This is a genomic window from Bradyrhizobium sp. MV1.5 (assembly GCF_055807615.1).
In genome coordinates this window covers 1-24,509 of sequence record NZ_JBVVPL010000012.1, presented here as the reverse complement: position 1 = coordinate 24,509, position 24,509 = coordinate 1, and the positions used below count along the sequence as shown (strand labels likewise).

Annotated in this window: 27 protein-coding genes; 9 read left to right on the top strand and 18 right to left on the bottom strand. The window is 63.5% G+C overall.

The features are described 5' to 3' along the window. Positions 1 to 103 precede the first annotated feature (103 nt). The 7 genes from AC0L2J_RS14010 to xoxF5 all read right to left on the bottom strand — a co-directional run bounded on the left by AC0L2J_RS14010 (position 104) and on the right by xoxF5 (position 8,017). Positions 104 to 364, bottom strand: coding sequence for a hypothetical protein (locus tag AC0L2J_RS14010; RefSeq protein ID WP_473250893.1), 261 nt, complete (start codon positions 362 to 364; stop codon positions 104 to 106). Positions 365 to 421: 57 nt separating this feature from the next. Next, positions 422 to 2,734 (bottom strand): xanthine dehydrogenase family protein molybdopterin-binding subunit, encoded by a 2,313-nt coding sequence (locus AC0L2J_RS14005; RefSeq protein WP_473390733.1) that lies wholly within the window; start codon positions 2,732 to 2,734, stop codon positions 422 to 424. Between the two features lies 1 nt (position 2,735). After that, positions 2,736 to 3,188, bottom strand: coding sequence for a (2Fe-2S)-binding protein (locus AC0L2J_RS14000; protein ID WP_007612984.1), 453 nt, complete (start codon positions 3,186 to 3,188; stop codon positions 2,736 to 2,738). 657 nt (positions 3,189 to 3,845) lie between these two features. Further along, positions 3,846 to 4,409, bottom strand: a complete 564-nt coding sequence (gfa, locus tag AC0L2J_RS13995; RefSeq protein WP_473390729.1) for an S-(hydroxymethyl)glutathione synthase — start codon at positions 4,407 to 4,409, stop codon at positions 3,846 to 3,848. 33 nt (positions 4,410 to 4,442) lie between these two features. After that, positions 4,443 to 5,552, bottom strand: a complete 1,110-nt coding sequence (locus tag AC0L2J_RS13990) for an S-(hydroxymethyl)glutathione dehydrogenase/class III alcohol dehydrogenase (protein ID WP_007612981.1) — start codon at positions 5,550 to 5,552, stop codon at positions 4,443 to 4,445. Positions 5,553 to 5,613: 61 nt separating this feature from the next. After that, entirely contained in the window at positions 5,614 to 6,102 is a 489-nt protein-coding gene (locus AC0L2J_RS13985) for a c-type cytochrome, methanol metabolism-related (protein ID WP_007612980.1), read from the bottom strand. Positions 6,103 to 6,211: 109 nt separating this feature from the next. After that, positions 6,212 to 8,017 (bottom strand): lanthanide-dependent methanol dehydrogenase XoxF5, encoded by a 1,806-nt coding sequence (gene xoxF5, locus AC0L2J_RS13980; protein ID WP_007612979.1) that lies wholly within the window; start codon positions 8,015 to 8,017, stop codon positions 6,212 to 6,214. Between the two features lie 513 nt (positions 8,018 to 8,530). Between xoxF5 and AC0L2J_RS13975 the strand changes: the two genes are divergently transcribed. Then, positions 8,531 to 9,499 carry a helix-turn-helix domain-containing protein gene (locus AC0L2J_RS13975; RefSeq protein WP_473390725.1) on the top strand — a complete coding sequence of 323 codons (969 nt, stop codon included), beginning with the start codon at positions 8,531 to 8,533 and terminating at the stop codon, positions 9,497 to 9,499. A 59-nt stretch (positions 9,500 to 9,558) separates the two neighbouring features. On the opposite strand, the gene AC0L2J_RS13970 is transcribed toward AC0L2J_RS13975, so the two are convergent. From AC0L2J_RS13970 to AC0L2J_RS13950, 5 genes are all read right to left on the bottom strand, one after another. Then, positions 9,559 to 9,984, bottom strand: a complete 426-nt coding sequence (locus AC0L2J_RS13970; protein WP_473391027.1) for a hypothetical protein — start codon at positions 9,982 to 9,984, stop codon at positions 9,559 to 9,561. A gap of 129 nt (positions 9,985 to 10,113) precedes the next feature. Then, positions 10,114 to 11,103, bottom strand: coding sequence for a Bug family tripartite tricarboxylate transporter substrate binding protein (locus AC0L2J_RS13965; protein ID WP_063995416.1), 990 nt, complete (start codon positions 11,101 to 11,103; stop codon positions 10,114 to 10,116). 116 nt (positions 11,104 to 11,219) lie between these two features. After that, positions 11,220 to 12,149, bottom strand: coding sequence for a substrate-binding periplasmic protein (locus AC0L2J_RS13960; protein WP_473390722.1), 930 nt, complete (start codon positions 12,147 to 12,149; stop codon positions 11,220 to 11,222). Further along, on the bottom strand, positions 12,146 to 12,505 hold the full coding sequence (locus AC0L2J_RS13955) for a c-type cytochrome (RefSeq protein WP_473390718.1): 360 nt from the start codon (positions 12,503 to 12,505) through the stop codon (positions 12,146 to 12,148). Before AC0L2J_RS13955 ends, AC0L2J_RS13960 begins: the two co-directional genes overlap by 4 nt. A 10-nt stretch (positions 12,506 to 12,515) precedes the next feature. Continuing rightward, positions 12,516 to 14,180, bottom strand: coding sequence for a methanol/ethanol family PQQ-dependent dehydrogenase (locus AC0L2J_RS13950; protein ID WP_063995418.1), 1,665 nt, complete (start codon positions 14,178 to 14,180; stop codon positions 12,516 to 12,518). Positions 14,181 to 14,521: 341 nt separating this feature from the next. Between AC0L2J_RS13950 and AC0L2J_RS13945 the strand changes: the two genes are divergently transcribed. The 4 genes from AC0L2J_RS13945 (at position 14,522) to AC0L2J_RS13930 (ending at position 16,449) form a co-directional block, all read left to right on the top strand. Next, a complete protein-coding gene (locus AC0L2J_RS13945) occupies positions 14,522 to 14,914 on the top strand; it encodes an EF-hand domain-containing protein (protein ID WP_473390714.1) in 393 nt (130 codons plus the stop codon). 171 nt (positions 14,915 to 15,085) lie between these two features. After that, positions 15,086 to 15,166 carry a pyrroloquinoline quinone precursor peptide PqqA gene (gene pqqA / locus AC0L2J_RS13940; RefSeq protein ID WP_018460299.1) on the top strand — a complete coding sequence of 27 codons (81 nt, stop codon included), beginning with the start codon at positions 15,086 to 15,088 and terminating at the stop codon, positions 15,164 to 15,166. 36 nt (positions 15,167 to 15,202) lie between these two features. After that, the gene (locus AC0L2J_RS13935; RefSeq protein WP_007612971.1) at positions 15,203 to 16,108 is read left to right on the top strand and encodes a hypothetical protein; all 906 of its coding nucleotides are present in this window, start codon (positions 15,203 to 15,205) and stop codon (positions 16,106 to 16,108) included. Positions 16,109 to 16,239: 131 nt separating this feature from the next. Beyond that, positions 16,240 to 16,449 (top strand): hypothetical protein, encoded by a 210-nt coding sequence (locus tag AC0L2J_RS13930; protein ID WP_007612970.1) that lies wholly within the window; start codon positions 16,240 to 16,242, stop codon positions 16,447 to 16,449. A 177-nt stretch (positions 16,450 to 16,626) separates the two neighbouring features. Here AC0L2J_RS13930 and AC0L2J_RS13925 read toward each other — a convergent pair whose 3' ends face one another. From AC0L2J_RS13925 to AC0L2J_RS13910, 4 genes are read right to left on the bottom strand one after another with little or no spacing between them, the layout of a single operon-like run. Then, the gene (locus AC0L2J_RS13925) at positions 16,627 to 16,980 is read right to left on the bottom strand and encodes a hypothetical protein (protein WP_007612969.1); all 354 of its coding nucleotides are present in this window, start codon (positions 16,978 to 16,980) and stop codon (positions 16,627 to 16,629) included. A gap of 47 nt (positions 16,981 to 17,027) precedes the next feature. After that, positions 17,028 to 17,738 carry an ABC transporter ATP-binding protein gene (locus tag AC0L2J_RS13920; protein WP_007612968.1) on the bottom strand — a complete coding sequence of 237 codons (711 nt, stop codon included), beginning with the start codon at positions 17,736 to 17,738 and terminating at the stop codon, positions 17,028 to 17,030. Beyond that, positions 17,728 to 18,465, bottom strand: coding sequence for an ABC transporter permease (locus AC0L2J_RS13915; RefSeq protein WP_007612967.1), 738 nt, complete (start codon positions 18,463 to 18,465; stop codon positions 17,728 to 17,730). Before AC0L2J_RS13915 ends, AC0L2J_RS13920 begins: the two co-directional genes overlap by 11 nt. Before the next feature lies 1 nt (position 18,466). After that, positions 18,467 to 19,447, bottom strand: coding sequence for an ABC transporter substrate-binding protein (locus tag AC0L2J_RS13910; RefSeq protein WP_035974296.1), 981 nt, complete (start codon positions 19,445 to 19,447; stop codon positions 18,467 to 18,469). A gap of 87 nt (positions 19,448 to 19,534) precedes the next feature. On the opposite strand from AC0L2J_RS13910, the gene AC0L2J_RS13905 reads away from it, so the two are divergent. Together AC0L2J_RS13905 and AC0L2J_RS13900 are read left to right on the top strand one after the other, a co-directional pair. Next, positions 19,535 to 19,894 carry a hypothetical protein gene (locus AC0L2J_RS13905; protein WP_007612964.1) on the top strand — a complete coding sequence of 120 codons (360 nt, stop codon included), beginning with the start codon at positions 19,535 to 19,537 and terminating at the stop codon, positions 19,892 to 19,894. An 89-nt stretch (positions 19,895 to 19,983) separates the two neighbouring features. Further along, positions 19,984 to 20,991, top strand: coding sequence for a transporter (locus AC0L2J_RS13900; RefSeq protein WP_007612953.1), 1,008 nt, complete (start codon positions 19,984 to 19,986; stop codon positions 20,989 to 20,991). 19 nt (positions 20,992 to 21,010) lie between these two features. Here AC0L2J_RS13900 and AC0L2J_RS13895 read toward each other — a convergent pair whose 3' ends face one another. Both AC0L2J_RS13895 and AC0L2J_RS13890 read right to left on the bottom strand, forming a co-directional pair. Continuing rightward, a complete protein-coding gene (locus AC0L2J_RS13895) occupies positions 21,011 to 21,829 on the bottom strand; it encodes a quinoprotein dehydrogenase-associated SoxYZ-like carrier (RefSeq protein ID WP_007612951.1) in 819 nt (272 codons plus the stop codon). A gap of 50 nt (positions 21,830 to 21,879) precedes the next feature. Continuing rightward, positions 21,880 to 22,806 (bottom strand): quinoprotein relay system zinc metallohydrolase 2, encoded by a 927-nt coding sequence (locus tag AC0L2J_RS13890; RefSeq protein WP_473250883.1) that lies wholly within the window; start codon positions 22,804 to 22,806, stop codon positions 21,880 to 21,882. 130 nt (positions 22,807 to 22,936) lie between these two features. Between AC0L2J_RS13890 and AC0L2J_RS13885 the strand changes: the two genes are divergently transcribed. Beyond that, positions 22,937 to 23,818 carry a substrate-binding domain-containing protein gene (locus tag AC0L2J_RS13885; protein ID WP_063995426.1) on the top strand — a complete coding sequence of 294 codons (882 nt, stop codon included), beginning with the start codon at positions 22,937 to 22,939 and terminating at the stop codon, positions 23,816 to 23,818. 10 nt (positions 23,819 to 23,828) lie between these two features. Further along, entirely contained in the window at positions 23,829 to 24,383 is a 555-nt protein-coding gene (locus tag AC0L2J_RS13880; protein ID WP_007612941.1) for a PQQ-dependent catabolism-associated CXXCW motif protein, read from the top strand. Positions 24,384 to 24,509: the final 126 nt, after the last annotated feature.

Here is a 24,509-nt window from a genome sequence, read left to right as displayed (position 1 = left end):
GGCGTCGCTGCCCTCTCCCGCAAGGCGAGAGGGCACATCGATGCGCTTCGGCGAAGAACTAGAGCCGATAATCACGGCGTCAAAACGCCGATGCGCCAGATCGTTACTTCCCCTCGCGCTCGACCTTATCCTTTTCCTTCTGGTTCATCTCGCGAACCTTGGGATCTGGATTGTGCTGTCCGGTGGTCTGGGTGGTCGAGGGCGGCGTGGCATTGGCGTTGGGCAGAGAGTTCTGGTCCGGCGTGCTGGGGCGCGTCGCCGTGGTCGGCGGCTTGGTGTTGCTCTGGGCGTATGCGCCAGTGGCCGTCAAAAGAAAGGCGCTCGACAGCAACGGGACTGCGAGCGCCTTTGAGATATGGGTCATCGATCTGCTCCTGTCAGATCGATGCAAACGGCGCGAGGCCGCCTTGTGTTCCCGCCTTTACGCTTCCAATTGCTTGCCGAGCGGAAGGCTGCGGATGCGTTTTCCGGTCGCGGCGAAGATGGCGTTCATCAGCGCCGGCGCGAATGGCGGGACGCCGGGCTCGCCCACGCCGCTCGGCGGCGTGTCGGGTCCGGGCGGCACGATGTAGACGTTGGTCACCGCAGGGGATTCGTCGATCCTGAGGACCTGGAAGTCGTCGAAGTTCTTCTGCTGCACCTTGCCGTCCTTGAAGGTGATCTCGCCGTATTTGGCGAGACTGAGCCCCATGATCGCCGCGCCCTCGATCTGCGAGGCGATGCGCTCGGGGTTGACATAGGTGCCGCAGTCGATGGCGGTGTCCACCCGCGGCACCGTCAGCTTGCCCTTGTCGTCGACGGCCACCTCGACGATGGTCGCGATATAGCTGACGAAGCTGCGGTGCACGGCGATGCCGAGGCCATGGCCCTTCGGCACCTGACGTCCCCATTGGCCCTTCTCGGCGACCAGTTCGACCACCTTGCGCAGGCGCGCGGTGTCGATCGGATAGCTGTCCAGGGGCTCGCCGTAGTTCCACATGTCCTTCACAGCAGGCTTGACGATGCGCGGGCTGCCGATCAGCGCCAGCAGCGTCTCCTTCTGGTCGCGGCCGGTCGCATGGGCGATCTCGCCCACCATCGACTGGACCGCGAAGGCGCGCGGGATGTTCGAGACCGAGCGGAACCAGCCGATGCGGGTGAACGCCGCAGCCTCGGGGTTCTCGCAGGAGATGTTGGCGATCTCGAACGGCATGTCCACGAGGCCCATGCCGAGCTCGAAAGGCGCCTGGTGCTTTGCACCCGCCGCAAACGTTGAGCCGATGCTCGGGGCCACGCTGCGATGGCGCCAGGCGATCACCTTTCCGTTCTTGTCGAGGCCCGCCTCGATCCGCTCCACGGAGACCGTGTGCAGGAAATCGTGGCGAACGTCGTCCTCGCGCGTCCACTGCACCTTGACGGGCACGCCGAGCTCCTTCGACAGAAGCGCGGCCTCGAGCGCAAAGTCGCATTTCGACTTGCGCCCGAAACCGCCGCCGAGCAGCGTGACGTTGACCGTGACATTGCCCTCGGGAATGCCGAGCGTCTTTGCGACGTCCTCGCGCGTACCACCCGGGCTCTGCACCGGCGCCCAGATCTCCGCCTTGTCACCCTTGACGTCAGCGACCGCCACCGGCGGCTCCATGCTGACATGGGCAAGGTGCGGCAGATAATATTCGCCGACGACGACCTTGTCGGCGCCCTTCAGAGCAGCCTCGGCATCGCCTTCCTGGCGCACCACAAGGCCCGGCTTGCGCGAGGCCTCCTCGAGCTCCTTGCGGTAGGCGACGGAGTCATATTTGCCGTTGGCGCCGTCGTCCCAGGTCAGCTTCAGCGCGTCGCGGCCCTTGATCGCCGCGCCGGTATTGCGCGCGATCACGGCAACGCCGCCGAGCGGCTGGAATTTCGACGGCCACGGCCAGCCGCGCACCTGCATCACCTTCTCGACGCCGGGGACCTTCAACGCGGCGTCTGGATCGAACTTGACGAGCTTGCCGCCGGTCACTGGCGGGCGCGCGATCACGGCATACTTCATGCCAGGCAGCCGCACGTCGGCGCCGTAACGCGCCTTGCCGGTGGTGATGTCATGGAGATCGACGATGCCGATCTGGCCCTTGCCGAGATAGCGGAAGTCCTTGGGATCCTTCAGCTTGAGCCCTTCGATGCTCGGCACCGATTCCTTGGCGGCGTCGGCTGCGAGCTCGCCGAAGCCGAGCTTGCGGCTCGTCGCGCTGTGGACGACCTCGTGATTGACGGCCTTGACCTCGGTGGCCGGCACGCCCCAGCGTTTCGCGGCGGCTTGCTCCAGCATGGTGCGGGCGGAGGCACCGATCTGTCGCATCGGCATCAAATAGTGCCGCGTGCTGCGCGAGCCATCGGTGTCCTGGTTGCCGAACTTGACCTCGTCGCCGTGGGCTTGTTCCACCTTGACCCTGGACCAGTCGGCTTCCATCTCCTCGGCCACGATCAGCGGCAGGCTGGTGCGCACGCCCGTGCCCATCTCGGCGCGGTGGGCGAGGATGGTGACGGTGCCGTCGGGTGCGACCGCGACGAACACGCGCGGATCGACCACGACGCCGTGCGGCATCTTGCCGGCGCCGGTCTCGTAGGCGAACGCCTGGCGCGACATCACGGGCGCCGCGAGCACGAAGCCTCCGGTGATGCCGAGCCCCTTCAGGATGCTGCGGCGCGAAACCTTCTCGACCTTGATGTTCTTCTCGAAGCCACGAAGCTTCTTCGGGTTGTCGATGAAATTCATGTCACACTCCCGTCGATGCGAGATGGACCGCATTCTCGATGCGCTGGTAGCAGCCGCAGCGGCAGATGTTGCCGGACATCGCCTCGCGGATCTGGTCGTGCGACGGCTTTGGGTTGTCCATCAGCAGCGCAGCCGCCTGCATGATCTGGCCCGCCTGGCAGAAGCCGCATTGGGGAACGTTGACCTGGCGCCAGGCCTTCTGCACCGGGTGATCGCCGTTCGGATGCAGGCCTTCGATCGTCGTCACCTCGCGGCCGGCGACGTCGTTGATCGACGTGATGCAGGCGCGCACGGCTTCCTTGTCGACGATGACGGTGCAGGCGCCGCACAGAGCCTGGCCGCAGCCGAACTTGGTGCCGGTCAGCCCGGCCTCGTCGCGCAGGAACCAGAGTAGCGGGAGATCCGGGTCGCCGTCCCAGCTCTGTTCCTGGCCGTTGATCTTCACTTTGATCATGATCGTCCCTCGCTCTTCATAAGATTGTTGATTTCAGATTTTCCAAATGCCGGTCGGTGCAATGTCCGCTGCGCGGCGTCGCATTCCAGCGGTCATCCCGCGCGGGCAGATCCCGGCAGGAATCAGGAATGCCGATGTCATGTCCGGATGTGTTCGATACCTCCCGTCGTGTTCTTGATTATTGAATTCGCGCGGCATCGTCACGTCGCGATCGTAGCAGGATCGCCTCAGTCTGGCGTTCACAGCCAAGTGTTTTTGAGTCAGCTGTTTCGATGGGAAAAGATTGCAACGAAGGTTTGTCAAAAGCAGGGCGCCGCATCACGCCGCGCGCCTCTCGAGATGGGCGCACTAAAAAAGCTTCGTCCGCCAGAAGACCTGTGCGGACGAAGCAGGATGCCTCAGTCGAGGGAGGGAGAAACGCAGGCGCCGCGAACTTCAAGCAGGAAGCCGGCAGCCCTGCGCAGTCATTCAGAGACCAGGACTGAGGGAGCTGACGGCCCCCACACAAGCGCAGCCGAGAAGCGGCGGCATCGCCGCGATTGTCCCGGGCCGGCTCCGTCCGCTCGCTGGGTGTGGTGGAACCAGCGAGCGGGCGGGGCGCGGCAAACGTCAGGCGGCCTTTTTGCCTAGGCGGCCCTTTACTCAGGCGGCCTCTGCTCAGGCAGCTTTGGCCTTCGCCACGTGGGTCGCGATCGCGTCCATCAGCGCCGGCGACAGGCAGTCATAGGGTTCAAGCCCAAGCTCCTTGAACCGAGCCCGTATTCCGCCCATCTGCTCCGGCTTCACGCCCGATTCGATCACCGACGAGACGAAGGCGGCGAATTGCGGCGCCTGCGAACCCTGCTCCTGGAACAGTTCGGGGTGGATGAAGTCGAGGCCGTAGAACGGGTGACCCTTGTTCTCGATGCGGCCGTACATGTGCGTGCCGCAGGCCTTGCAGGCGTGGCGCTGGATCACCGCCGATGGATCGACGATCTGGAGCTTGTCGCCGTTCTCGAGCACGGTGACGTTCTGGCGGGGTACCACGGCGACGACGGAGAAATTCGCGCCCTGCGGTTTCCAGCACTTGGTGCAGCCACAGGCGTGATTATGAGCGACGTCGCCCTTGACGGCGACCTTGACCTGATGGTCGCTGCATTTGCATGCGAGCGTGCCGCCGGCGAAGCTGCCGCTGCCGTGTTTGATGCCGTTATCGATCGAGGGATGGAGTGCAACAGTCATGGGTCGATCCTCCTTGGGGTGACGCTTTTCGAGCTAGAACACGACGACTGAACGGATCGATTTGCCCTCATGCATCAGGTCGAAGCCTTTGTTGATGTCTTCGAGCTTGAGCGTGTGGGTAATCATCGGGTCGATCTGGATCTTTCCGTTCATGTACCAGTCGACAATCTTCGGCACGTCGGTGCGGCCCCGCGCGCCGCCGAAGGCGGTGCCGCGCCAGTTTCGCCCGGTGACGAGCTGGAACGGGCGGGTCGCGATCTCCTTGCCCGATTCGGCAACGCCGATGATGATCGAGGTGCCCCAGCCGCGATGGCAGGCTTCCAGCGCCTGGCGCATCACTGTGGTGTTGCCGGTGCAGTCGAAGGTGTAGTCGGCGCCTCCGTCCGTCAGGGTCACGAGATGCGGGACGATGTCGCCGGTGATCTTCTTGGGATTGACGAAATCGGTCATGCCGAACCGGCGTCCCCATTCCTCCTTGGAGTCGTTGATGTCGACGCCGATGATCTTGTCCGCGCCAGCCATCTTGGCGCCCTGGATCACGTTCAGGCCGATGCCGCCGAGGCCGAACACGACCACGTTCGAGCCCGGCTCGACCTTGGCGGTGTTGACGACGGCGCCGACGCCGGTGGTGACGCCGCAGCCGATGTAGCAGCTCTTGTCGAACGGCGCGTCCTCGCGGATCTTGGCGACCGCGATCTCCGGCAGCACGGTGAAGTTCGAGAAGGTCGAGCAGCCCATGTAGTGGTAGATCGGCTTGCCCTTGTAGGAGAAACGGCTGGTACCGTCGGGCATTACGCCTTTGCCCTGGGTCGCGCGGATCGCGGTGCAGAGATTGGTCTTCCGGCTAAGGCAGCTTTTGCATTGCCGGCATTCCGGCGTGTAGAGCGGGATGACATGGTCGCCCGGCTTCACCGAGGTCACGCCAGGGCCGATCTCGCGGATGATGCCCGCGCCCTCATGGCCCAGGATCGACGGGAAAATTCCTTCGCTGTCGAAGCCGTCGAGCGTGTAGGCGTCGGTATGGCAGATGCCCGTCGCCTTGATCTCGACCAGGACTTCGCCGACCTTTGGTCCTTCCAGATCGACTTCGACGATCTCGAGCGGCTTCTTGGCTTCGAAAGCGACTGCGGCACGTGTTTTCATCTTAAACTCCTCAAATTCCAGCAGGGCGCCAGGAACCAGGTCCTGGTCGGGCTCCGCACGTTCACTTCTTGCCCATGCACGAATCTTCGTTCTTGGTATAGGCGTCGTTCTTGTCCTCGTGCTTGCTAGGTCTTGTGCGGCCCCAGGCCTCGTTGGAGCGGGCGCGCAGATAGACGTAGAGATCGTCCATGTAGCAGGCGACGTTCGGGTTATCGCCGAAGGCCGGCATCACGTTCTCTGCGGCAGTCGAGATGTTCTTGCGGCCGGAGGCGACGACGCCGAGAAAATCGGCATAGCTCATCGTCTTCAGCGAATCCTTCAGCGCCGGGGCGTAGGTCGAGCCCATGCCATCCGGGCCGTGACACACATGGCAGTCCGAGTGATAGCGGCGGTATCCGGAATAGGTGTACCAGTCGACGGATCCGTCAGTGATCTTGTAGGTCGGGTTGCCTTCCTTGTCGGACCATTCGCCGGTTTCGTTCTGCTTGACGGCGGTCGGATCACCTGAGCCGTCCGCGACGGCAATTCCCCCGGACGCGACCAAGAACATCGCAGCAATGGCAGAGCAGATTTTACGCAAGAGATTTTCCTCGGAAGGCATTCTGTGAGACGAGCCGGCGCGTGGAGTTGATCCACGCGCCGGAGCGATGCTGAGAGGCCTAGTTGGGCAGCGAGAACACGGTCAGCGTACCGCCGAGTGCCGTGTAGTTGCTGAGCGCCGCGTAGCCACCGACTGCGCCGAGGCCGGCGGTCGGATCGGTCAGGCCTGCCGCCAGACCGATGCCGGCCCAGCCGCCCACGCCGGAGAGCACTGCGACATACTGCTTGCCGCCGTTCTCATAGGTGGTGACGTTGCCGATGATGCCGGAGGGAGTCTTGAACTTGTAGAGCTCCTTGCCGGTCTTGGCGTCGACTGCCTTCAGGTAGCCTTCGAGCGTTCCGTAGAACACCACGTTGCCTGCGGTTGCGAGCGCGCCCGACCAGACCGAGAACTGCTCCTTGTTCGACCAGACGATCTTGCCGGTCTTGCCGTCCCAGGCGATGAAGTTACCCATGTGGGTTTCACCCTGCGGCGGATACATCGAGAGCGTTGCACCCACATAGGGCTGGCCCGCGGTGTAGCTCACCTTGAACGGCTCGTAGTCCATGCAGACGTGGTTGGTCGGAACGTAGAACAGCTGCGTGTCCGGCGAGTAGGCTGCCGGCTGCTCGTCCTTGGTGCCGAGCGCGGCCGGGCAGATGCCCTTCACGTTGTGGTCCTCGCCCGCCTTGTCGGTCGAAGCTGAGTCGAGCACCTTCGGGCGGCCGTAGGTCGGCGAGTTCTTGTCCATGTCGACGCCGGAGGTCCAGTTCACCTTCGGATCGTACTTTTCGGCGACCAGAAGCTCGCCGGTGGCGCGATCGAGCGTATAGCCGAGGCCGTTACGATCGAAATGCGTCAGCAGCTTGCGCGGCTGGCCGTTGATCGACTGGTCCGAGAGGATCATCTCGTTGACGCCGTCATAGTCCCACTCGTCGTGGGGCGTCATCTGATAGACCCACTTGGCCTTGCCGGTGTCAGGGTTGCGAGCCCAGATTGTCATCGACCATTTGTTGTCGCCGGGACGCTGCTTCGGATTCCAGGTCGAGGGATTGCCCGATCCGTAGTAGACGAGGTTCAGCTCGGGGTCGTAGGAGATCCAGCCCCAGGTCGCCCCGCCGCCGATCTTCCACTGATCGCCTTGCCAGGTCTTGAGGCTGGAGTCCTTGCCGATCGGCTTGCCGAGCGCGGTGGTCTTCTCTGCGTCGACCAGGATCTGATCATCCGGCCCTTCGGAGTAGCCGCGCCAAGCCAGCTTGCCCGTCTTGATGTCGTAGGCGGTCATATGGGCTTGAACACCGAACTCGCCGCCGGAGATGCCGATCAGCACCTTGTCCTTGACGACCATGGGGGCCGAAGTACCGGTCTCGCCCTTGCTGGCGTCGCCGTTCTTCGCGGTCCATGCCACCTGACCGCTCTTGGCATCGAGCGCAACGAGCGTGGTGTCGGCCTGATGCAGGAAGATCTTGCCGTCGCCATAGGCCAAGCCGCGGTTGACCGTGTCGCAGCACATCACGGGGATGACGTTCGGATCCTGCTTCGGCTCGTACTTCCAGACGATCTTGTTCTCGTTGGAAAGGTCAATAGCGTAGACCTTGTTCGGGAACGGCGTGTGGACGTACATCATGTTGCCGATGATCAGCGGGCCGCCTTCGTGGCCGCGCAGCACGCCGGTCGAGAAGGTCCAGGCGACCTGGAGCTTGCCTACGTTTTGTGCGTTGATCTGGTTCAGCTTGGAATAGCGGGTGTTGGCGTAGTCGCCCGTCGGCATCACCCAGTCTTTCGGGTTCTGCGACATCTTGAGCACTTCATCGTTGGCCGACGCGCTGCCGACGGCGAGAGCCGCCGCGGAGCCAAGATAGGCCGCGAGTAGTACCTTGCGCATAGTCATTCCTCCATTGGTCTCGTTTATTGTTTCCGAAGCATTGCTTAATCGCCGGGCTTTTCGTCCGGCGTCTGCTCGTGCAGGGCGGTCACGATTGGGACCAGAAACGATGCTGTGGTGTTTCCTCCTCCTGATGAGAGCCACGGGTCCACGTGCGGAGCGGCCCGTTCTTGTTGTTCCTGATACAATCCCTAACGACTTCGCTATCGGGAAACTTGCCCAAGAGAGAAGCTGGTTTGCTTGACAGCGCACGGGTAGGAAGTTTTTGATTTTGCAGTAGCGAATTCAGCTGCTTCCGCAGCGCTTTGGGAGCGCCATCAACGCTCAGGTTCCCCTTGACGGCGCTGCAACTAAGGCGGAGGATTAACTTACAAGGGTGGCAATGGAACGATGGCGCTCGTTCTAGAAGATCGCTCAAAATCGAGGTAAACGTCACGCAATCACGGTTCAGGGCTCCGGCAGCGCGGCTCGCGATTCGCGTCAAATCTCCGGATCAAACCAGTGGCTGGATTAATGTCCGACACAATTCACACGCTCTCGACGACGGGCATGACGCCGAAACGTCAGATCCAAAGCTGGATCGACGGGCTGACCAGCCTGTGTGGACATTTCGACGTCGATCCGCTGGAAGCGTCTTCGCTCGAAGGCCGCATCGACTACACCAGCGTCTCGCGCCTGAAGCTCTGCCAGATCGAGGTCAGCCAGCATCGCATCGCGCACACGCTGGCGCGCGCCAAGGCCAATGAACATCCGTATATCAAGATCCACTTCCAGACTTACGGTGTGTCCTATTTCGAGCAGGAAGGCCGCCACATCGAGCTGAATCCGGGCGACATCATCGCCTATGACGTCTCCTGTCCGCATTCGATCATCAGCCCCGCTTTCACGCGCCACGACGTGGTGATCGTGCCGAAGGCGCTGCTGCGCGACCGCGGATTCCCTTCGCAGCGGATGCCCGCCTGCAAATTGACCTCACGGACGGGGACGGGGCGGATCGCCCATGATTTCGTGCATGCGACCTTCGACGAGGCGGCCAAGCTGTCGGCAAACAGTGCGGTCGGCGTCGCCGATTCGCTGATCGACCTCTTGCTTCTGCCGCTGCGCGAGGCCGACACGATGCTCGATCGCGTGGGGCCCGAAGCGACCTATGTGCGCGCGCAGTTCTTCATCCGCGAGCGTTTGCGCGATCCGGATCTATGCATCGACCAGATATCTAGCGAACTCGGCTGCTCGAAGCGTTATCTGCACATGCTGTTCTCGGAGCGCGGCACCACGGTGAGCGACTACATCTGGCAGGCGCGTCTTCAGAATTGCCGCCAGGAGCTCGAGGCCCACGCCGGCAAGACCATCACCGACGTCGCGTTCTCCTGGGGCTTCTCCAGCTCATCGCATTTCAGCCGGGTGTTCCGGAAATATTTCGGCGTGGTGCCGTCCTCGATTCACAAGGCGCAACAGGGCGCGGTTGCGGCGGACGAGCATTAGGCAAACGCCAGGTTCGGCGTCGACGACGACGATTGACCGTCACGCGCCCGCGATGTCTCTCATGCCGAGATGGCGATGTAGGGAATGCTGGTCAGGAGAGCGACGAGCAACACCGCGTTGCCCAGCATTCCACTCCAATGCAGTCGGCGTAGCCGGCGCGGGGCCTCGGCATCGCCGGCGTCCCTGGCGCTGAGCTGTTCATCCATCCGCTGCATGAACCAGCGGCGTCCGTAGATCGCCAAGGCTGCGAGGAGGCCAACGCCCATCGCGGCGACCAGACGACCGTCGAGCAGGAAAGCTACCGCTCCGATAATTCCCGCAACGCGCATCACCAGAAAATGCGCATTGAACATTCCGCGCAAAAGCTGGGCGACGGGTTGGATATCCAGCTTCACCAGCAGGAAGGCTGGAGACGCCAGCGTGAAATAGCCCATCGGAAAGAGCAGGATGATCATGACGGCTACGGCAACGCCATCCGGTGTCATGGGATCGGCCTTTCTTTTCCGCGCCGGTGAGACCTTCCCGCCGGCGTCGCACAATCATAGCGGGAAAATGCGTCTCCGGCACCAGGCTTTGCTCGGATGCCGCGCCGCGAAAGCCGTCTGCCTCGCGGTTCAGGAGGGTTCGAGGCCGAGCGACCGCGCGCTCTCGATCCAGATCGGCAGCTCGCGCTGATACAGGGCGTTGGTTTCCTTGAAGCCGATCGCGGATTCGAGCACGAACGTGTTGAGCACCTCCTTCACCTTCGGATCGCTGTTGGCAGCGACGCAAAGCTCCGCCAGGCGGTCGACGACCGGCTGCGGTGTCGCTTTCGGCACGGCCCAACCTGAGAAGCCGCTGACGGTGAAGAATTTCGACGTCGCGCCCTGCTCGGGGAGCGTCTTGATATGGGGGATGGCGTCGACCTTCTTCGAATGCACCGCGAACACGGTGCCACGGTCGCTCTGCAAAACCGATTGCGCTGCCGTGTAGCTGCCCATGGCCACATCGAGCGTACCTTCCAGCATGCCCGTCCACATCGGGGCTTCGCCGCGATAGTGGATCGGCTCGATAGCAAGGCCATACTGCTTGTTGAGCTCGTGGACCGTCATATGCGGGGCCGAGCCCGCGCTATAGGTGCCGAAATTGACCTTGCCGCTCTTGCGCGCAAAGGCGACGAAATCCTCCAGCGTCTTGACGCCGGTCTTCGGGTTCGCGACCAGCAACAGGCCGGCGCCCGGAATGACGCTGACCAGCGTCAAATCCTTGTCCATGTCGTAGCCCGGAGTCTTCATCACCACCCGGTTCATGATGTAGGTGGTCGAGATCGAGCACAGGATGGTGTGGCCGTCGGGCTCCGCGCGGGCGACCTCCGCCGTCCCGATCGCGCCCGCGGCACCGGGCTTGTTCTCGACGACGACGGTCTTGCCGACTTGCTTGGCAATGAATTCGCCATAGGCGCGCGCGAGCAGGTCGGTCTGTCCGCCGGCGGGATAGCTGCAAATCATGCGGATCTGCCGCGATGGCCACGCAGCTTGCGCCGAGGCGCCGCGCGAGACGAAAGGCATCGCGAGTGTGGTGGTGCCGGCGGCGATGAAGCGGCGTCGATCGAGTTTTGCGGACATGATTCTCTCCGGGTTGTCGCCGACGGTACTGCATCGGGTCGCCTCTGCCATGGGTGGCTGGCGAGACAGATTGGCGCATTCCAGGGCTGCGCTAGGCGCGCCAGGTATCCATTCGACTAGCGCTGAATGATCTTCATCCAGACGTCACCGAGGATCGCAGGCTCACGTGGCGGCAGATAGGTCAGCCCCGCCTGCGTGCCGAATTCGGCGATCTTGCCCTCGGCAGCAAGCCCGCTCAGCGCCTTGTTGACGGCGTCGATCAGCGCGGGATCGCTGGCCAGCCCGACGTAGCCGCGATTGGCCCCGATCGGATAGTAGTAGCCGGACGCGGTGATCGCCGTATCGGGGTGCGCGGCGCGATGGGCGTCTAGGCGGCCGAGATCGATCAGCGTCGCGTCATAGTCACCACGGGCAAGTGCACCGAGGAGATCATCGCGGCCGGGGACGAGATGCGTGATGTCATCGATCAGGCGCCCCTTGTCGAAGGTCATGAGGATCGCATCGCCAAGCGAGCCGCTCTCGATGACGAGGCGCAGGCCGGCGAGGTCGCCAATGTCGTCAATCTTGCGACCCCGCGGCTTCGGCCCGAGCACGACCGTCATCGGCGAGTAGACATAGGGCTGGCTCGGCGCGAGCACGCCGAGCGCGACGCGGCGGCGCCGGTCGTCGCGCGTGGCGCCGGCAAAATCCGGCAAGCGCGCCGTTTTCATGCCGGGCTTGACGAGGGAGTCCGTCGTGAGCGCGTAGCCGCCGACGAGTGAGCAGCGCCCGTCGGACAGCAGCGCATTGGCCTCGAGCTGTGGGCTCGAATCCTCATCCAGCTTGCTCTCGAACCACTGGATCGTCAGCGGCCGTCCGAGCCGATCGGCGATCGCCTGCGCCAGCAACACGTCGAAACCCGAGCCCGGCATGCCCTTGTGGTGCACCGACAGCGGTGGCCGGTCCTCGTCGAGACAAATCTTGAGCGGATCGGCGGCCGCGCGCGCAGTGGCGGCCGCCGCCGCGAGGATCGCAGCAATGCTCCAAGCGGCCAGCCAGCGCCTCATGGTTTTCTCCGGCTCGACGAGATAAAGGCCCAGAGATTCCCGATCTCCTCGTCGCTGAGAATGTCGGCCCAGGGCGGCATCCTGTTGTTCTTGCCGTTCTTCACGGTGGTGACGAAGCGCGTCTTGTCGTCGGGGAAGGCGCGCAGGTCCGGCGTGATGGTGCCGGGGTTCATCATGTTGGGGCCGTGGCAGTGCGAGCATTTCTCGGCATAGGTCGACTTGCCGTGGTCGATCTGTGCCTGCACGGGATTGCCGGTTGAATCATCCGCGGCACGAACGGTCGCCGCAAGCGCGACCGTCAGCACCGCGACGGTGGCGAGGATCGCCACCGTCTTGTGAGATAGCTTTCTCAGCATCGTGCCGTGGTTATTGCTTGACCGCAAAAACCCAAAGCGAGCCGCCGGGCGGCACTTTGGCCAGCCGTTCGTCGCCAGAGAACAGCGAGTAGACGCCGCCATAGCCGCTCGTCACCGCGACGTACTGCACGCCGTCCTGCTGCCAGGTCACCGGTTGTCCCTCGATGCCCGAGCCGGTCTGGAACTGCCAGAGCTTCTTGCCGGTGTCGGCATCGAAGGCCTCGAACTCGCCGGTCAACGCGCCCGAGAACACGACGCCGCCCGCGGTCGACAGCACGCCGGAGAAACGCGGGATGTCGCTGGGCGCTTCCCACTTCGCCTTGCCGGTCATGGGATCGATCGCCTTCAGATGACCGCGCGGGCCGTCACCCCATTCCCAGAGATCGGTGAGGTCCATGCCGAGATACCATTCACCCTGCTTGAAGGTGGCGGGTTCGGTCTTGTACCTGCCGCCGAAGGCGAGCGTGTTGGCGTAGGCGAGGCCGGTCTGCGGATTGAACGACATCGGCTCCCAGTTCTTGCCGCCGAGGATCGACGGATAGACGGTCACCTTCTTGCCCTCACGCGCATCCTTCGCGACGTCGGTCTCGATGGGACGTCCGGTCTTCATGTCAATTCCGGTCGCCCAATTGACCTTCACGTAAGGATTGGCCGCGAGCAGCTTTCCGTTGGTGCGGTCCAGCACGTAGAAGAAGCCGTTGCGGTTGGCGTCCATCAACACCTTGGTCGGCTTGCCCTCGACGTTCATGTCGGCGAGGACCATCTCGGCCACGCTGTCATAGTCGAACGGATTGTTCGGCGAGAACTGGTAGTGCCACTTGATCTTGCCGGTCTTGGGATCCATCGCCAGCACGGAGCAGGTGTAGAGGTTGTCGCCCGGGCGCACTGCGGAATTGAACGGGCCGGGATTGCCGATACCCCAATAGACCGTGTTCAGCTCGGGATCATAGGAGCCCGTAATCCAGGTCGAGCCGCCGCCGAGCTTCCAGGTATCGCCCTTCCAGGTGTCGCCGCCGGGCTCGTCGGGCGAGGGGATCGAATGGGTCCGCCACAGGTGCTTGCCCGTTGCCGGATCCCAGCCGTCGATGAAGCCGCGGGTGCCGAACTCGGCGCCGGAGATGCCGGTGATCAGGACGCCGTCGGCGACGAGCGGCGCCACCGTCATCGAATAGCCTTCCTTGATGTCGGCCGCCTTCTGCCGCCACAGCTCCTTGCCGTCCTTGGCGTCGAGCGCGATCACGTTGGCGTCGAGCGTGGTGCGGAACACCTTGCCCTCATAGAGTGCTGCGCCGCGATTGATGATGCCGCAGCAGACGATGCGCGGCGTTTCGGCAGGATATTCGACCTTGGATTTCCAGATCTGCTTGCCGGTCTTGGCGTCGACCGCCATGGTCGCGTTGTGCGATGTCACGTAGATCACGCCCTGGTAGACCAGTGGTTGCGATTCCTCGCTGCGATCGTCGTTGAAAGAGTAGTTCCAAACCGGGACAAGGTTCTTGACGCTGTCCTTGTTGATCTGGTTCAGCGTCGAGAAGCGCTGGAGATTGTAGCCCATCCCGTAGTTGAGAACGTTCGATGTATCGGTCGCACCCTTGACCAGCTGCTCGCTAGTTTGTGCATTTGCACAAGTCGATGCAAGCATGACGAGGCTCGCGGCCATCGCAAAGCGTTTCATCCGTCCCTCCCAATATGCGCGCCTATTGACGCTGCGACAGCAACACTCCGCCCGAATGCAAAACGCGTCAATACGAAAGTCGCAATCGCGACGCCGATATGGTGGGCGCCCGGATGTCGTCACCTGACGGAGACCTGACAAGCAAGGCTCACTTGTGCGCAGGCGCTGAAGAAATTCCGCGGCACGGAGCAGAGCGCGTGCGCGACGGCAGCGGTCGGGCCGACAGGTTCAGCAAGTTGTGCGGTGCGCAGGCTGCAATTCGGGGCTTGAACCGAGGCTCGCTTGTGGACTTATGTCGCTTCGATCCGGTTCGAATCGGCGTCTTGGTCAAGGAGGTCTTCATGATATCGCGTCGCTCTGTTGCACTTGCGTTCACGATTGCACTGCTGTCTGGTCCGGCCTGGTCGGCCTCCGGCAACGCGGTCAAGACGTTCGATACCGACAATGACGGCACGCTCGATCTTGCCGAGGTGAAGAAGGGGGCGGCCGCGTTGTTCACCAAGCTCGATCCCGATCACGACGGCACGCTCGACGCCCGCGAGTTGCGCGGACGGTTAACGGCGAAAGAACTCGCCGCCGCCGATCCCGATCGCGACGGGACTCTCACGCTCGACGAATATCTCTCGGTGGTGGAGCAGCGCTTCAACGCGGCGAATCCCGATAAGGATGGAACGCTGGATGCGAAGGAGCTGAACTCGCGCGCCGGCCGCGCGCTGCTGCGCTTGTTGTGGTGAGAACTGCGACCCTTGACTGGGAGCGAAGGCGAGTTGCCCGAGAGAGAAATTTGCAAGCGCGATGCGACAGTTCGCTGTGTCAACGGCGCGATTCCCGACTTGCGTTGTCCCTGACGCAGCCCTAGGTTTTGGCCGGCGCGATGTCGCGCTCAATCCCTTGGGAGTCCCCGAATGGCCTGGAAAGCTCCGAAGATCGTGGAAGTGCCGGTCGGCATGGAAATCAACATGTACGCCTGCGCTTTGCGCAAGTAAGACCACAAGTAAGACTGACGACCTGCCGCGGCTTCGATGGCAACCACCGTCGAAGCCGTGGTAGTGTCGGGGATGCGCGCGAGAGCCCTTACATTCTGGACCATAGCCGCCTGCACCGTCGCGCTCGCGCCGGCATGCGTCAGCGCCGAAGAGGGCTTTGATACCGAGCACATCTTCGGCTTCATGATCGGCACCGATGTCGGCAATCCCGGCGAGCGCGAATTCCAGACCCAGACGACAGGACGATTCGGCAAAGGCGGCGGGACCTATCGCGCCCTCTCGCAGGAGGTCGAGATCGAGATCGTGCCGCTGCCGAACTTCCGCATCGAGGTCGGCGGCACGGCCACGCTGCACGACATCACCGGCGTCCCCGATATCGGCGATCGCCGCCAGTTCAATTTTCAGGGCGCTTCGCTCGATCTGCGTTATCGCCTGCTCGATCGCGAGCGCGCGCCATTCGGGTTGACTGTCGCCGCCGAACTCCATGGCGACCGCATCGACGAGACCTCTGGCGCAAAAGGCCGGATGTACGGTACCGATTTCACGCTCGCCTTCGATCGCGAGCTGATCCCGAACTTCGCCATCGGGGCGCTCAACCTGATCTATCAGCCCGAATGGGCGCGCTTCGAGATAGCGGGACTGTCCGAAAAGAGTTCGACCATCGGCGCGGCCTTCGCCGGCCTGGTGCGCGTGCGGCCCGATGTGCTGCTCGGCGGCGAGGTGCGCTACTTCCGAGAGTACGAAGGCATCGGCCTCGGCGAGTTCGCAGGACAGGCCCTCTTTGTCGGCCCGACCGCTTATTTCCAGCTTTCCGAGCGCTCGCGCCTGACCATGAGCTGGAGCATGCAGGCTTGGGGCCGTCCGGCCGGATCGGGCGGCAATCTTGATCTCGTCAATTTCGAGCGCCACCAGGCAAGGGTCATATTCGGCGTCAATTTCTAGGCGCGCTCTTCGCCTCTCCGCGCGTGCAGGGAGAGGAAAAAGCCCCCGTTTGTTCCACCGGATTGAAACTTCCGGCTCCTCGGAGCGTAACTTTTTGTGCTAATCTTCATCGCCTCTGCGAGGATCCCGGCATGAACCCGATCGACCTGGTAGTGACTGTGTGTGCGTTGCTCTCGCCTGCGACCTGCGAGGAGCAGCATCTGGTGTTCAACTATGCGGGGTCGCCGAAGCAATGCGCGATGGCTGCGCCGCCCTATATCGCGCAATGGGTCGGCGACCATCCGAAGTGGCAGGCGGTGCGGTGGCGCTGCGAATATCCGCATCCGAACGACAAGGCGTGAAGCCGTGAAGCCCTGAGCTGCGTTGCCGGTCGCAACTGGCTTAGGTCCTCATCCTGAGGAGCTTGCGAAGCAAGCGTCTCGAAGGACGGCCGCAGGCGACAGACGGGCCTGCATGGTTCGAGACGCGCGTTCCGCGCTCCTCACCATGAGGGGAAAACGCTCGTAACGCAGCCCGCGCTAGTTGCTGCAGTCCTTCAGATCCTTGTCGGCGATCGAGAACACCGCATCCGCCTTGATCTCGATGTCGCGCACGATGCACTGCCGTGCATTGGGATAGCTGACCTTGGCGTCGTAGCGGCCAGGCTCGACGCCGGTGATGCGCAGCCGCTCGTCGTGGTCGACCTCCTTGTCCTTGTCGTTCAAGCACTGGTTCGGCCCCCACTCGGTCTTCCCGGCCGGTGAGAGCTGGAAGCCGGAGATCGTCTCCGTCGTCAGATTCCAGAGCCGGATACCCTTGCCTTTGGTCTGCGCGAGCGCCGCGCCCGGCATCGCAACCAACAGGATGCCGATCGCAATCAGCGTGCGCCGCATGAGAAACCTCCCGCGAAGATGTCGTTGGTCCAGTTGACCATGAGTTCTCATTTCGTTTCAAGCTGCAACGCCGCGAGCTCGGCCCTGATCCTGCCGAGTTCGGCCTCGCTGCGCTCCGCGCGCGGGATGGCAATCGGCACCTCCCGAACGATTCGCGCCGGTCGCGGCGACAGCAAGAACAGGCGGTCGCCGAGCCGGATCGCGTCATCCAGGCTGTGGGTGACGAGCAGCGTCATCACCGGACGGCGCGCTACCAGCGTCGCGATCTCGTCGCGCAAACGGCCGGCGAGCGCGTCGTCGAGCGAGGCGAGGGGCTCGTCGAGCACGAGCAGATCGGGCTCCACCGCAAAGGCGCGGGCCAGCGCAACGCGCCGGGCCAACCCCAGTGACAATTCGCCGGGAAAATGGCTGCGATGCGCCTCCAGCTCCAGGATCCTGAACAGCTCGGCGAGCTTGGCGTCAGTGACATCGGGTGCCGCAAGCCGCACATTCTGCTCGACCGAGCGCCATGGCAGCAGCCGTGGCTCCTGGAAAACCATGCCGATCCGCGCTTCCGGCGGGCGCGAGACGCGCCCCGCGAAATCGCGGTCGAGCCCAAGGATGATGCGCAGCATCGTGCTCTTGCCGCAGCCGGACGGACCGATCAGCACGCCGACCTCGCCGGATTGCAGCGCGAAGCTAACCGGCGCGAGCACCTGCTGCGTCCCGCCCGCGGCACTCTTGAACCTCTTGCCTGTGATATCGACCTCAAGCCGCACGGGGTCGCCACCGTGTTGCGCGGGCTTCGAACGGTTGCACCAGCGCGGTCTCGATCACGAGCACGACGGCGGCGAAAGTAAGTGAATAGGCCAGCAGCCGCGGCGTGTCGAACAGCTGGAAAGCGACGCCGATCTCGAAGCCGACGCCGTTCGGCCGGCCCAGGAGTTCGGCGACCAGCACGATCTTCCACACCAGCGACAATCCGGAGCGGGCTGAGGCTGCGATATAGGGCGCCAGTTGCGGCAGCACGACGTGGCGGAAGGCGCGCCAGCGCGGCATCGCGAACACGCTCGCCATCTCGTCGAGCGAGCGGTCGAGCGCGCGCGCCCCCTCGCGCAGGGTGACGATGGCGGTCGGCAGCTTGTTGATGGCGATCGCCGCGATCGCTGCGGCTTCAGTGAGCCCGGCCCAGATATAGGCGAGCACGATCACGACCAGCGCGGGCAGGTTCAGCAGCAGGATCAGCCAGGGATCGCCGAGCCGGTCGGCGAGCTTCACCCGTCCCATCAGATAGCCGATGGCGCTGCCGAGTGACATCGCCAGCACGAAGGCGAGGCTTACGCGGGCGAGCGTGGCGCCAAGATGCAGGAACAGCGCGCCGCTCGATGCTTCCGCGATGACGACGTCGAGCACGGCGGGCGGGGAGGGGAGCTTTGCGGCGCCGACGAAAAGCGCGGCTGTCCACCAGATCGCGAGCAACAGGGCAAACGACAGAAGGCGCAGCACCTCAGTCTCCGGGAACTGCGTGATAGAACGTGCCGGGATCGAGCTCGGCAGCCGGGCCCACGAGGTCGCGGCCGCCGGTCTCGGCCAGCACGCGGTAGAGCACGCGCGCGTCCTTTTCTTCGTCATCGATGCCCCGGCGCGGAATGCCGTCGCGATATCGCTCGCGATAGGTCTTGAGCAGGGTGGCATCGCTCGTGCCGGTGAGCGGTGCGATCTTGTCCCAGGCGGCATCCGAGGTCACCAGCAGCTGCTTGGCCTTGCGCGTCATCGCGATGAAGCGCGCCACCGCCTCGCGGTGACTTGCTGCCCAGCTTTCGTCGAAGACATAGCCGACTGCGGAGACCGCGCCCTTGGCGCCGAGCTTCGGCAGGATGTCCTCGATGCCGGCGAGGCGTCTAAAACCTTTGGCCTCCAGCTGCGCGCAGAAATTCCAGAAGTTGAGGCTCGCATCCATCTCGCCGTCGAGCGCCTTGGCGGCGATCAGGGGCGGAGCACCATAGACGATGGTCGCCTCCGATTTCAGGTCGATGCCGTCCTGCTTCATGCGCGCCTGGAGCAGCAGCCAGCTCTTGTCGATGGGACCGCCGCCGACGGCGAGCTTGCGGCCCTTCAAATCGGCGAGCGACTTGATCGGCGAGGAGGCCGGCACCATCACCGCGCCGAGCGCGCTGGAATAGGGATAGAAGGTGAGCTTGGCGCCGAGCGTGCGCTCGCGCGACACCCACAGCCAGTCGGACAGGATGATGTCGGCATTGCCGGCGCGTAGCGCGATCTTGCCGGCCTCGGGGCTCGCAAGCTCGGTGACGTCGAGCGACAGGTCGGCCTCCTTGTCGAGGCCGCCGGCGCGCATCGCGGCCAGCTCCCAGGAGAATGTTCCGGTCTTCTGCACCGCAAGGCGGATGGTATCCGCGGCGCGGCCGGACCCGGCGAGTGTCAGCGCCAGCGTCACCGCGAGCGCCAATGATCGACCAAATGCTCTCATCACCTTGTGAGCCGTTTCCTCTGATAGAGTGCTTTTCAGGACAATACGCATAGCATAGCTTCCGTCGCAACCAGCGGGAGGACGCTCATGAATCTGGCCGGACAGCTACGACCGATTGTCGCCGCATTGGCGGTGTGGGCTGCGCCCGCGCTCGCCGCGCAGGCTGAAGAGGCCAATGATTATCCCACGTCGGCGCGTGCCGAGTATGTCTATGGCTGCATGAAGGCCAATGGCGAGAGCCGTCAGGCGATCGAGCAATGTTCCTGCTCGATCGACGTTGTGGCCTCGATCGTGTCCTATGAGCGCTACGTCACCGCCGAAACCGCGCTCAGCATGTCCCAGGTCCGCGGCAATCTCGGCGTCCAGTTCCGCACGTCGGAGCAGGCGAATTCCGCGGTGAATGACCTCAGGCGCGCGCAGGCGGAAGCCGAGGTGAGGTGTTTTTGACTGTGCCGCGCTGCTTCGCTTCCCTCGTCAAGGTCGCCAGCGGAGCTTCGATGGTATGATCCGACGGGCTTGCTTGGTAGGATATCTCGATGGACCGGCACGGCGTTGGAGTGCACCGGGCGATTGGTGATGCGCCCATCATCGATGATGCAAACGCCGATGCGCCTCGATCGCGTCGCGCAAGACGGTTCCCGCTCGGCCCGGCATTGGGAATGATCGCCGCATTGTCGGCGGTCTCGAATGCGAGCGCGCAGGAGGCCGAGCCGCGATCGTATTCGAATACGCCTGTCGGGTTGAATTTCCTGATCTCGGGCTACGTTTACGCCCAAGGCAAGCTCGCGTTCGATCCCAGCACCGCGATCGCCGATGCCACATTTCGCTCCGATACCGGCGTAGTGGCCTATGTTCGGTCCTTCGACGTCGCTGGCCAGTCGGCCAAGTTCGATGCGATCGTGCCGACATCGTCGTTTGCCGCGCATGGGCTCGTCAACGGCGAGCCGCGCGAACGAGAGATGTCCGGTCTGGGCGATCCGCGATTTCGTGTCTCGGTCAACCTGTTTGGGGCTCCCGCGCTCTCGGCGAAGGACTTCGCCAGCTACCACCAGGATCTGATCGTGGGCGTAAGCCTTCAGGTCTCCGCGCCCCTCGGGCAATATGACAGCACCAAGCTGCTTAACCTCGGCGGCAACCGTTGGTCGTTCCGGCCCGAGCTGGGAGTTTCAAAGGCATGGGGACCATGGACCGTCGAGCTCGCCCCCAGCGTGACCTTCTTCAGCGACAACACCGACTTCTTCGGCGGCAAGACGTTCTCGCAGGCTCCGATCTATGCGGTGCAGGGACATGTCATCTACACGTTCCAGTCCGGCATATGGATGGCGCTGGACGGACTGTATTTCGCCGGCGGCAGCACGACCCTCAACGGCATCAAAAACGACAACGAGCAGGCCATCTCGCGCGCGGGCGTGACGGTTGCGTTTCCGATCGATCGACAAAACTCAGTCAAGCTCTCAGCCAGCACCGGCATCACCAGCCGCACGGGAAGCGAACTGACAGCTGTCGGTATCGCATGGCAGTATCGTTGGGGCGAGGGATATTGAGGGAGGATAATGGACGCCCTCACGTCCCCGGCTTCTCCACATCCCACTCGTTGCGGAACACGTGTCCGTCCGTATCCTTGGCTTCCGCGCGAAAACGCCTGGCGCCGTTGGACACATAGGTGAAGCGCAGATTGGGATCTTCCGAGATCGAGATGCCGCCTTCCATCGAGAGCACGGGGCTGTCGTCCTGCGTCAGCTTGAGCTGGTTGACGAAGAAGGCGGGAATGTAAAGCTGCGTGACCTGATCCATCTGCAGGCCGGAATTGTTGGGGTGGCCGATCATGATCTGCGCCTCCCGCATGCGGCTCGCCGGGGCCTCTTCGCGCGCGAATTGGCGGTAGCGCATCTGACCGAGCCGGTTCTGGGCTTCCTCGGCATTCTTCCCCGCCGGTGCCGAGCAGCCGCCGGAAGCCTTTACATAGACCTTCGAGACATAGAGCTGTCCATCGCTGAGCTCGGCCACCGCATGGACGTCGGTGTAATTGTTGACGCGCACGCGCGTCGAGATTTCGGTGACGTTGGCATCCGGCCCGAGCTCGAACTTCGCTGCCATCGGCGCGGGGTTACGATCGATCACCAGCGTGATCGAACGGATGCGGCGGGCATCGCCAGGCGAGAGCTTGCTGCGCAGGGTCACCGGCACGATGGCCGCGTCCTCGGCGCGATACGGCATCTCGATGCCAATGACGTTGCCGCCGTCATTCATCGGACGGTTACTGAAGATGTCCTGCACCAGGCCCGGCCAGGGATCGTAAGCCTCTTCCGCTTGCGCCGGCACGGCGAATGCAATGCCGAGGAGCAGGGCGATCAGAGGCAGTCGGCGCGTGCATCCCGTCATGGTCTTGGTCCCGCGGACGAAGCAACGTTTCGCGCATCGTAGCGCGTCCGCTACTCCCATTCAATTTCCGAAAATGCTGCGGTTGCGTTGCGGGCGTTGTAGTCGTCGAACAGCTCCCAGTGCGGCCGTTCCGAGGCGGCCGCCTTGTCTGCGGCGGTTCGGATCGGCTCGCCCTTCTTGTTCGATGCCCGGACGTCCGCCAACAGTGCCGTCAGATAGCGCCGTTCATCGGTCAGCGCCGCAGGCCATTCGCTCACGGGTCCGTGACCGGGAACGACGCGCTGCGCCGGAATGCTCTTGAGTTCCCCGAGGGTGCCGAGCCAGCCGCGAATGCTGCCGTCCATCACCGGAATATGGCGGAGGAAGACGAGGTCGCCAGTGAACAGCGTCTTCGTCGTCTCGTCGAACACGGTCAGGTCATTATCGCTGTGCCCGGCCGGCCAGGCCCGCAAGGTCAGGCGGCGCGCGCCCAGATCGAGCGTCAGGGTGTCCGTGACGAGCATTGTGGGCGGCACGATCTTCACGGGAGATATCAATTCGTCGCCCATGATGCGCCTAAAATTGTCGAGATAGTACGGCCCGCGCGCCGCGAGCGCCCGCGGCAGCCTGCTGTGACCGACGAAAATGGTGTCCCCGATGGCGAAGGCCGCATTGCCGAAAACATGGTCGGGATGGCCGTGGGTATTGATGACGTAGCGGATCGGCTTGCTGGTGCGGGCCCGCACCGCCGCCAGCAGCGCCTCGCCCTCGCGAACGCTACCGCCGGTATCAATCACCGCCACAGCATCCTCGCCCACGATGAATCCGACATTGGCGATGTCGCCCTCGTTCTCGCGGGTCATCAGCGCGATGGTCCCGGAGTGTACGAAGATTCCGGGTGCGACTTCGCTCACAGGCAATTCGGCCGCTGCGGCGCATGCTAGCGTCGCTTTCACCAGGAGGGACAAGGCTGCGATCACGAGAGCGATGCGAGACACTTTTCCGCCTCAGTTCAAAGGGTTTGCGCGCATTGCACTGCAACAAAGAAAAGCCAGCACACAGTCTGGCAAAACATGGCGCGTCATGCGTTGCATGGCTAGCATTCAAACAAGCCTAGGAGGAAGCGCGATGACGGAGGCCGGACGACATCGTCGCTGGTTGCTTTCACTAAGTATCCTGGTTGCGTCTTGGGCATTCGGCGATGTCGCCATCGCGCAGACCAACGAGACGGGTGACCTCTCCTTCGAGCTGGTCGATCCCAAGGTGCTGCGCGTCTGCTCCGACCCGCGCAATCTGCCGTTCTCGAACGAGAAGGGCGAGGGGTTCGAGAACAAGCTTGCCGAGCTGTTTGCGGACAAGCTCCAGAAGAAGCTCGACTATGTCTTTTTTCCGCAAGCCACCGGCTTCGTGCGCATGACGCTCGGCTCGCATCGCTGCGACGTCATCATGGGTTTCCCCCAAGGCGACGACCTCGTGCAAGGCACCAATCCCTATTACCGCACGAGCTATGCCCTGGTCGCGAAAGCAGGCAGCGGGCTGGAGGAGGTCGACACGCTCGAGGATACCAGATTGAAGGGCAAGCATGTCGGCATCGTCGCCGGCACGCCGCCTGCGACCAACATGGCCATCGCGGGACTGATGGGTGATGCAAAGCCCTATCCGCTGATGATCGACACGCGCTACGACAATTCGGCGCAGGCCATGATCGATGACCTTACGGCCGGCAAGATCGATGCCGGCGTGCTGTGGGGACCGATGGCAGGGTTCTACGCGAAGAAGGCGGGATCGCTTCATGTCACGCCGCTGGTGAAGGAAACCACCGGGCCAAAGCTGGTCTATCGCATCGGCATGGGCGTGCGTGGCGCCGACCAAAACTGGAAGCGACAGCTGAACAAGCTGATCCAGGAGAACCAGGGCGAGATCAACAAGATCCTGCTCGACTTTGGCGTGCCGCTGCTGGACGAGAGCGATCGGCCGCTCGGCGCGGAGACGGCCAAGAAGACGCCATGAGGAAGACGCCATGAAGCGGCCTCTTGCCGTTGCGCTGGTCGCCGCCATGCTGGTGGCGCCGGTCGTTGCGCAGCAGCAGGAGCCGTTCGAGCCCGAGGGCTATCGCACCGACAACTATCGCGCGCCCGTGCCGGCGACGCTCGGCGGCGCGCGCGTGCTGTCGACGTCAGAAGCCGAGGCGATCTGGCACGCGAAGAGCGGCGCCTTCATCGACGTGCTGCCGCGCGCGCCGAAGCCGAAGAACCTTCCCGCGGGTACCGTCTGGCGCGAGGCGCCGCGCAAAAACATCCCGGGCAGCATCTGGCTGCCGGATACTGGCTACGGCACGCTGCCGCCCGCCATGGACGACTATTTCCAGCGCGGCCTCGCGCGTGCATCACACGGCGATAAGACCGCGCTGCTCGTGATCTATTGCCTGGCCGATTGCTGGATGTCCTGGAACGCCGCCAAGCGCGCGCTCGCGTATGGCTACAACGTCGCCTGGTATCCCGATGGCACCGATGGCTGGGAGCGCGCAAAGCTTCCTACTGAGGAGGCGCAGCCCGAGCCGCGGCCGGAGCAGTAGGCAAGCTGCATCACCTAGCGCAGGTGCGCTCCCTCGCCCCGTTCTTACGCTAGGGCATGCACATATCTCTAAGGCTCCATCCTGCTGCAACGGCGTGGAAGTATTCGAGGCCGTTTTTGAAGGTGA

Bases quoted from the DNA above. Each gene is read 5' to 3' on its own strand.
- AC0L2J_RS14010 (WP_473250893.1), bottom strand. From the start codon at position 364: ATGACCCATATCTCAAAGGCGCTCGCAGTCCCGTTGCTGTCGAGCGCC.
- AC0L2J_RS14005 (WP_473390733.1), bottom strand. From the start codon at position 2,734: ATGAATTTCATCGACAACCCGAAGAAGCTTCGTGGCTTCGAGAAGAAC.
- AC0L2J_RS14000 (WP_007612984.1), bottom strand. From the start codon at position 3,188: ATGATCAAAGTGAAGATCAACGGCCAGGAACAGAGCTGGGACGGCGAC.
- gfa (WP_473390729.1), bottom strand. From the start codon at position 4,409: ATGACTGTTGCACTCCATCCCTCGATCGATAACGGCATCAAACACGGC.
- AC0L2J_RS13990 (WP_007612981.1), bottom strand. From the start codon at position 5,552: ATGAAAACACGTGCCGCAGTCGCTTTCGAAGCCAAGAAGCCGCTCGAG.
- AC0L2J_RS13985 (WP_007612980.1), bottom strand. From the start codon at position 6,102: ATGTTCTTGGTCGCGTCCGGGGGAATTGCCGTCGCGGACGGCTCAGGT.
- xoxF5 (WP_007612979.1), bottom strand. From the start codon at position 8,017: ATGCGCAAGGTACTACTCGCGGCCTATCTTGGCTCCGCGGCGGCTCTC.
- AC0L2J_RS13975 (WP_473390725.1), top strand. From the start codon at position 8,531: ATGTCCGACACAATTCACACGCTCTCGACGACGGGCATGACGCCGAAA.
- AC0L2J_RS13970 (WP_473391027.1), bottom strand. From the start codon at position 9,984: ATGACACCGGATGGCGTTGCCGTAGCCGTCATGATCATCCTGCTCTTT.
- AC0L2J_RS13965 (WP_063995416.1), bottom strand. From the start codon at position 11,103: ATGTCCGCAAAACTCGATCGACGCCGCTTCATCGCCGCCGGCACCACC.
- AC0L2J_RS13960 (WP_473390722.1), bottom strand. From the start codon at position 12,149: ATGAGGCGCTGGCTGGCCGCTTGGAGCATTGCTGCGATCCTCGCGGCG.
- AC0L2J_RS13955 (WP_473390718.1), bottom strand. From the start codon at position 12,505: ATGCTGAGAAAGCTATCTCACAAGACGGTGGCGATCCTCGCCACCGTC.
- AC0L2J_RS13950 (WP_063995418.1), bottom strand. From the start codon at position 14,180: ATGAAACGCTTTGCGATGGCCGCGAGCCTCGTCATGCTTGCATCGACT.
- AC0L2J_RS13945 (WP_473390714.1), top strand. From the start codon at position 14,522: ATGATATCGCGTCGCTCTGTTGCACTTGCGTTCACGATTGCACTGCTG.
- pqqA (WP_018460299.1), top strand. From the start codon at position 15,086: ATGGCCTGGAAAGCTCCGAAGATCGTGGAAGTGCCGGTCGGCATGGAA.
- AC0L2J_RS13935 (WP_007612971.1), top strand. From the start codon at position 15,203: ATGGCAACCACCGTCGAAGCCGTGGTAGTGTCGGGGATGCGCGCGAGA.
- AC0L2J_RS13930 (WP_007612970.1), top strand. From the start codon at position 16,240: ATGAACCCGATCGACCTGGTAGTGACTGTGTGTGCGTTGCTCTCGCCT.
- AC0L2J_RS13925 (WP_007612969.1), bottom strand. From the start codon at position 16,980: ATGCGGCGCACGCTGATTGCGATCGGCATCCTGTTGGTTGCGATGCCG.
- AC0L2J_RS13910 (WP_035974296.1), bottom strand. From the start codon at position 19,447: ATGAGAGCATTTGGTCGATCATTGGCGCTCGCGGTGACGCTGGCGCTG.
- AC0L2J_RS13905 (WP_007612964.1), top strand. From the start codon at position 19,535: ATGAATCTGGCCGGACAGCTACGACCGATTGTCGCCGCATTGGCGGTG.
- AC0L2J_RS13900 (WP_007612953.1), top strand. From the start codon at position 19,984: ATGGACCGGCACGGCGTTGGAGTGCACCGGGCGATTGGTGATGCGCCC.
- AC0L2J_RS13895 (WP_007612951.1), bottom strand. From the start codon at position 21,829: ATGACGGGATGCACGCGCCGACTGCCTCTGATCGCCCTGCTCCTCGGC.
- AC0L2J_RS13885 (WP_063995426.1), top strand. From the start codon at position 22,937: ATGACGGAGGCCGGACGACATCGTCGCTGGTTGCTTTCACTAAGTATC.
- AC0L2J_RS13880 (WP_007612941.1), top strand. From the start codon at position 23,829: ATGAAGCGGCCTCTTGCCGTTGCGCTGGTCGCCGCCATGCTGGTGGCG.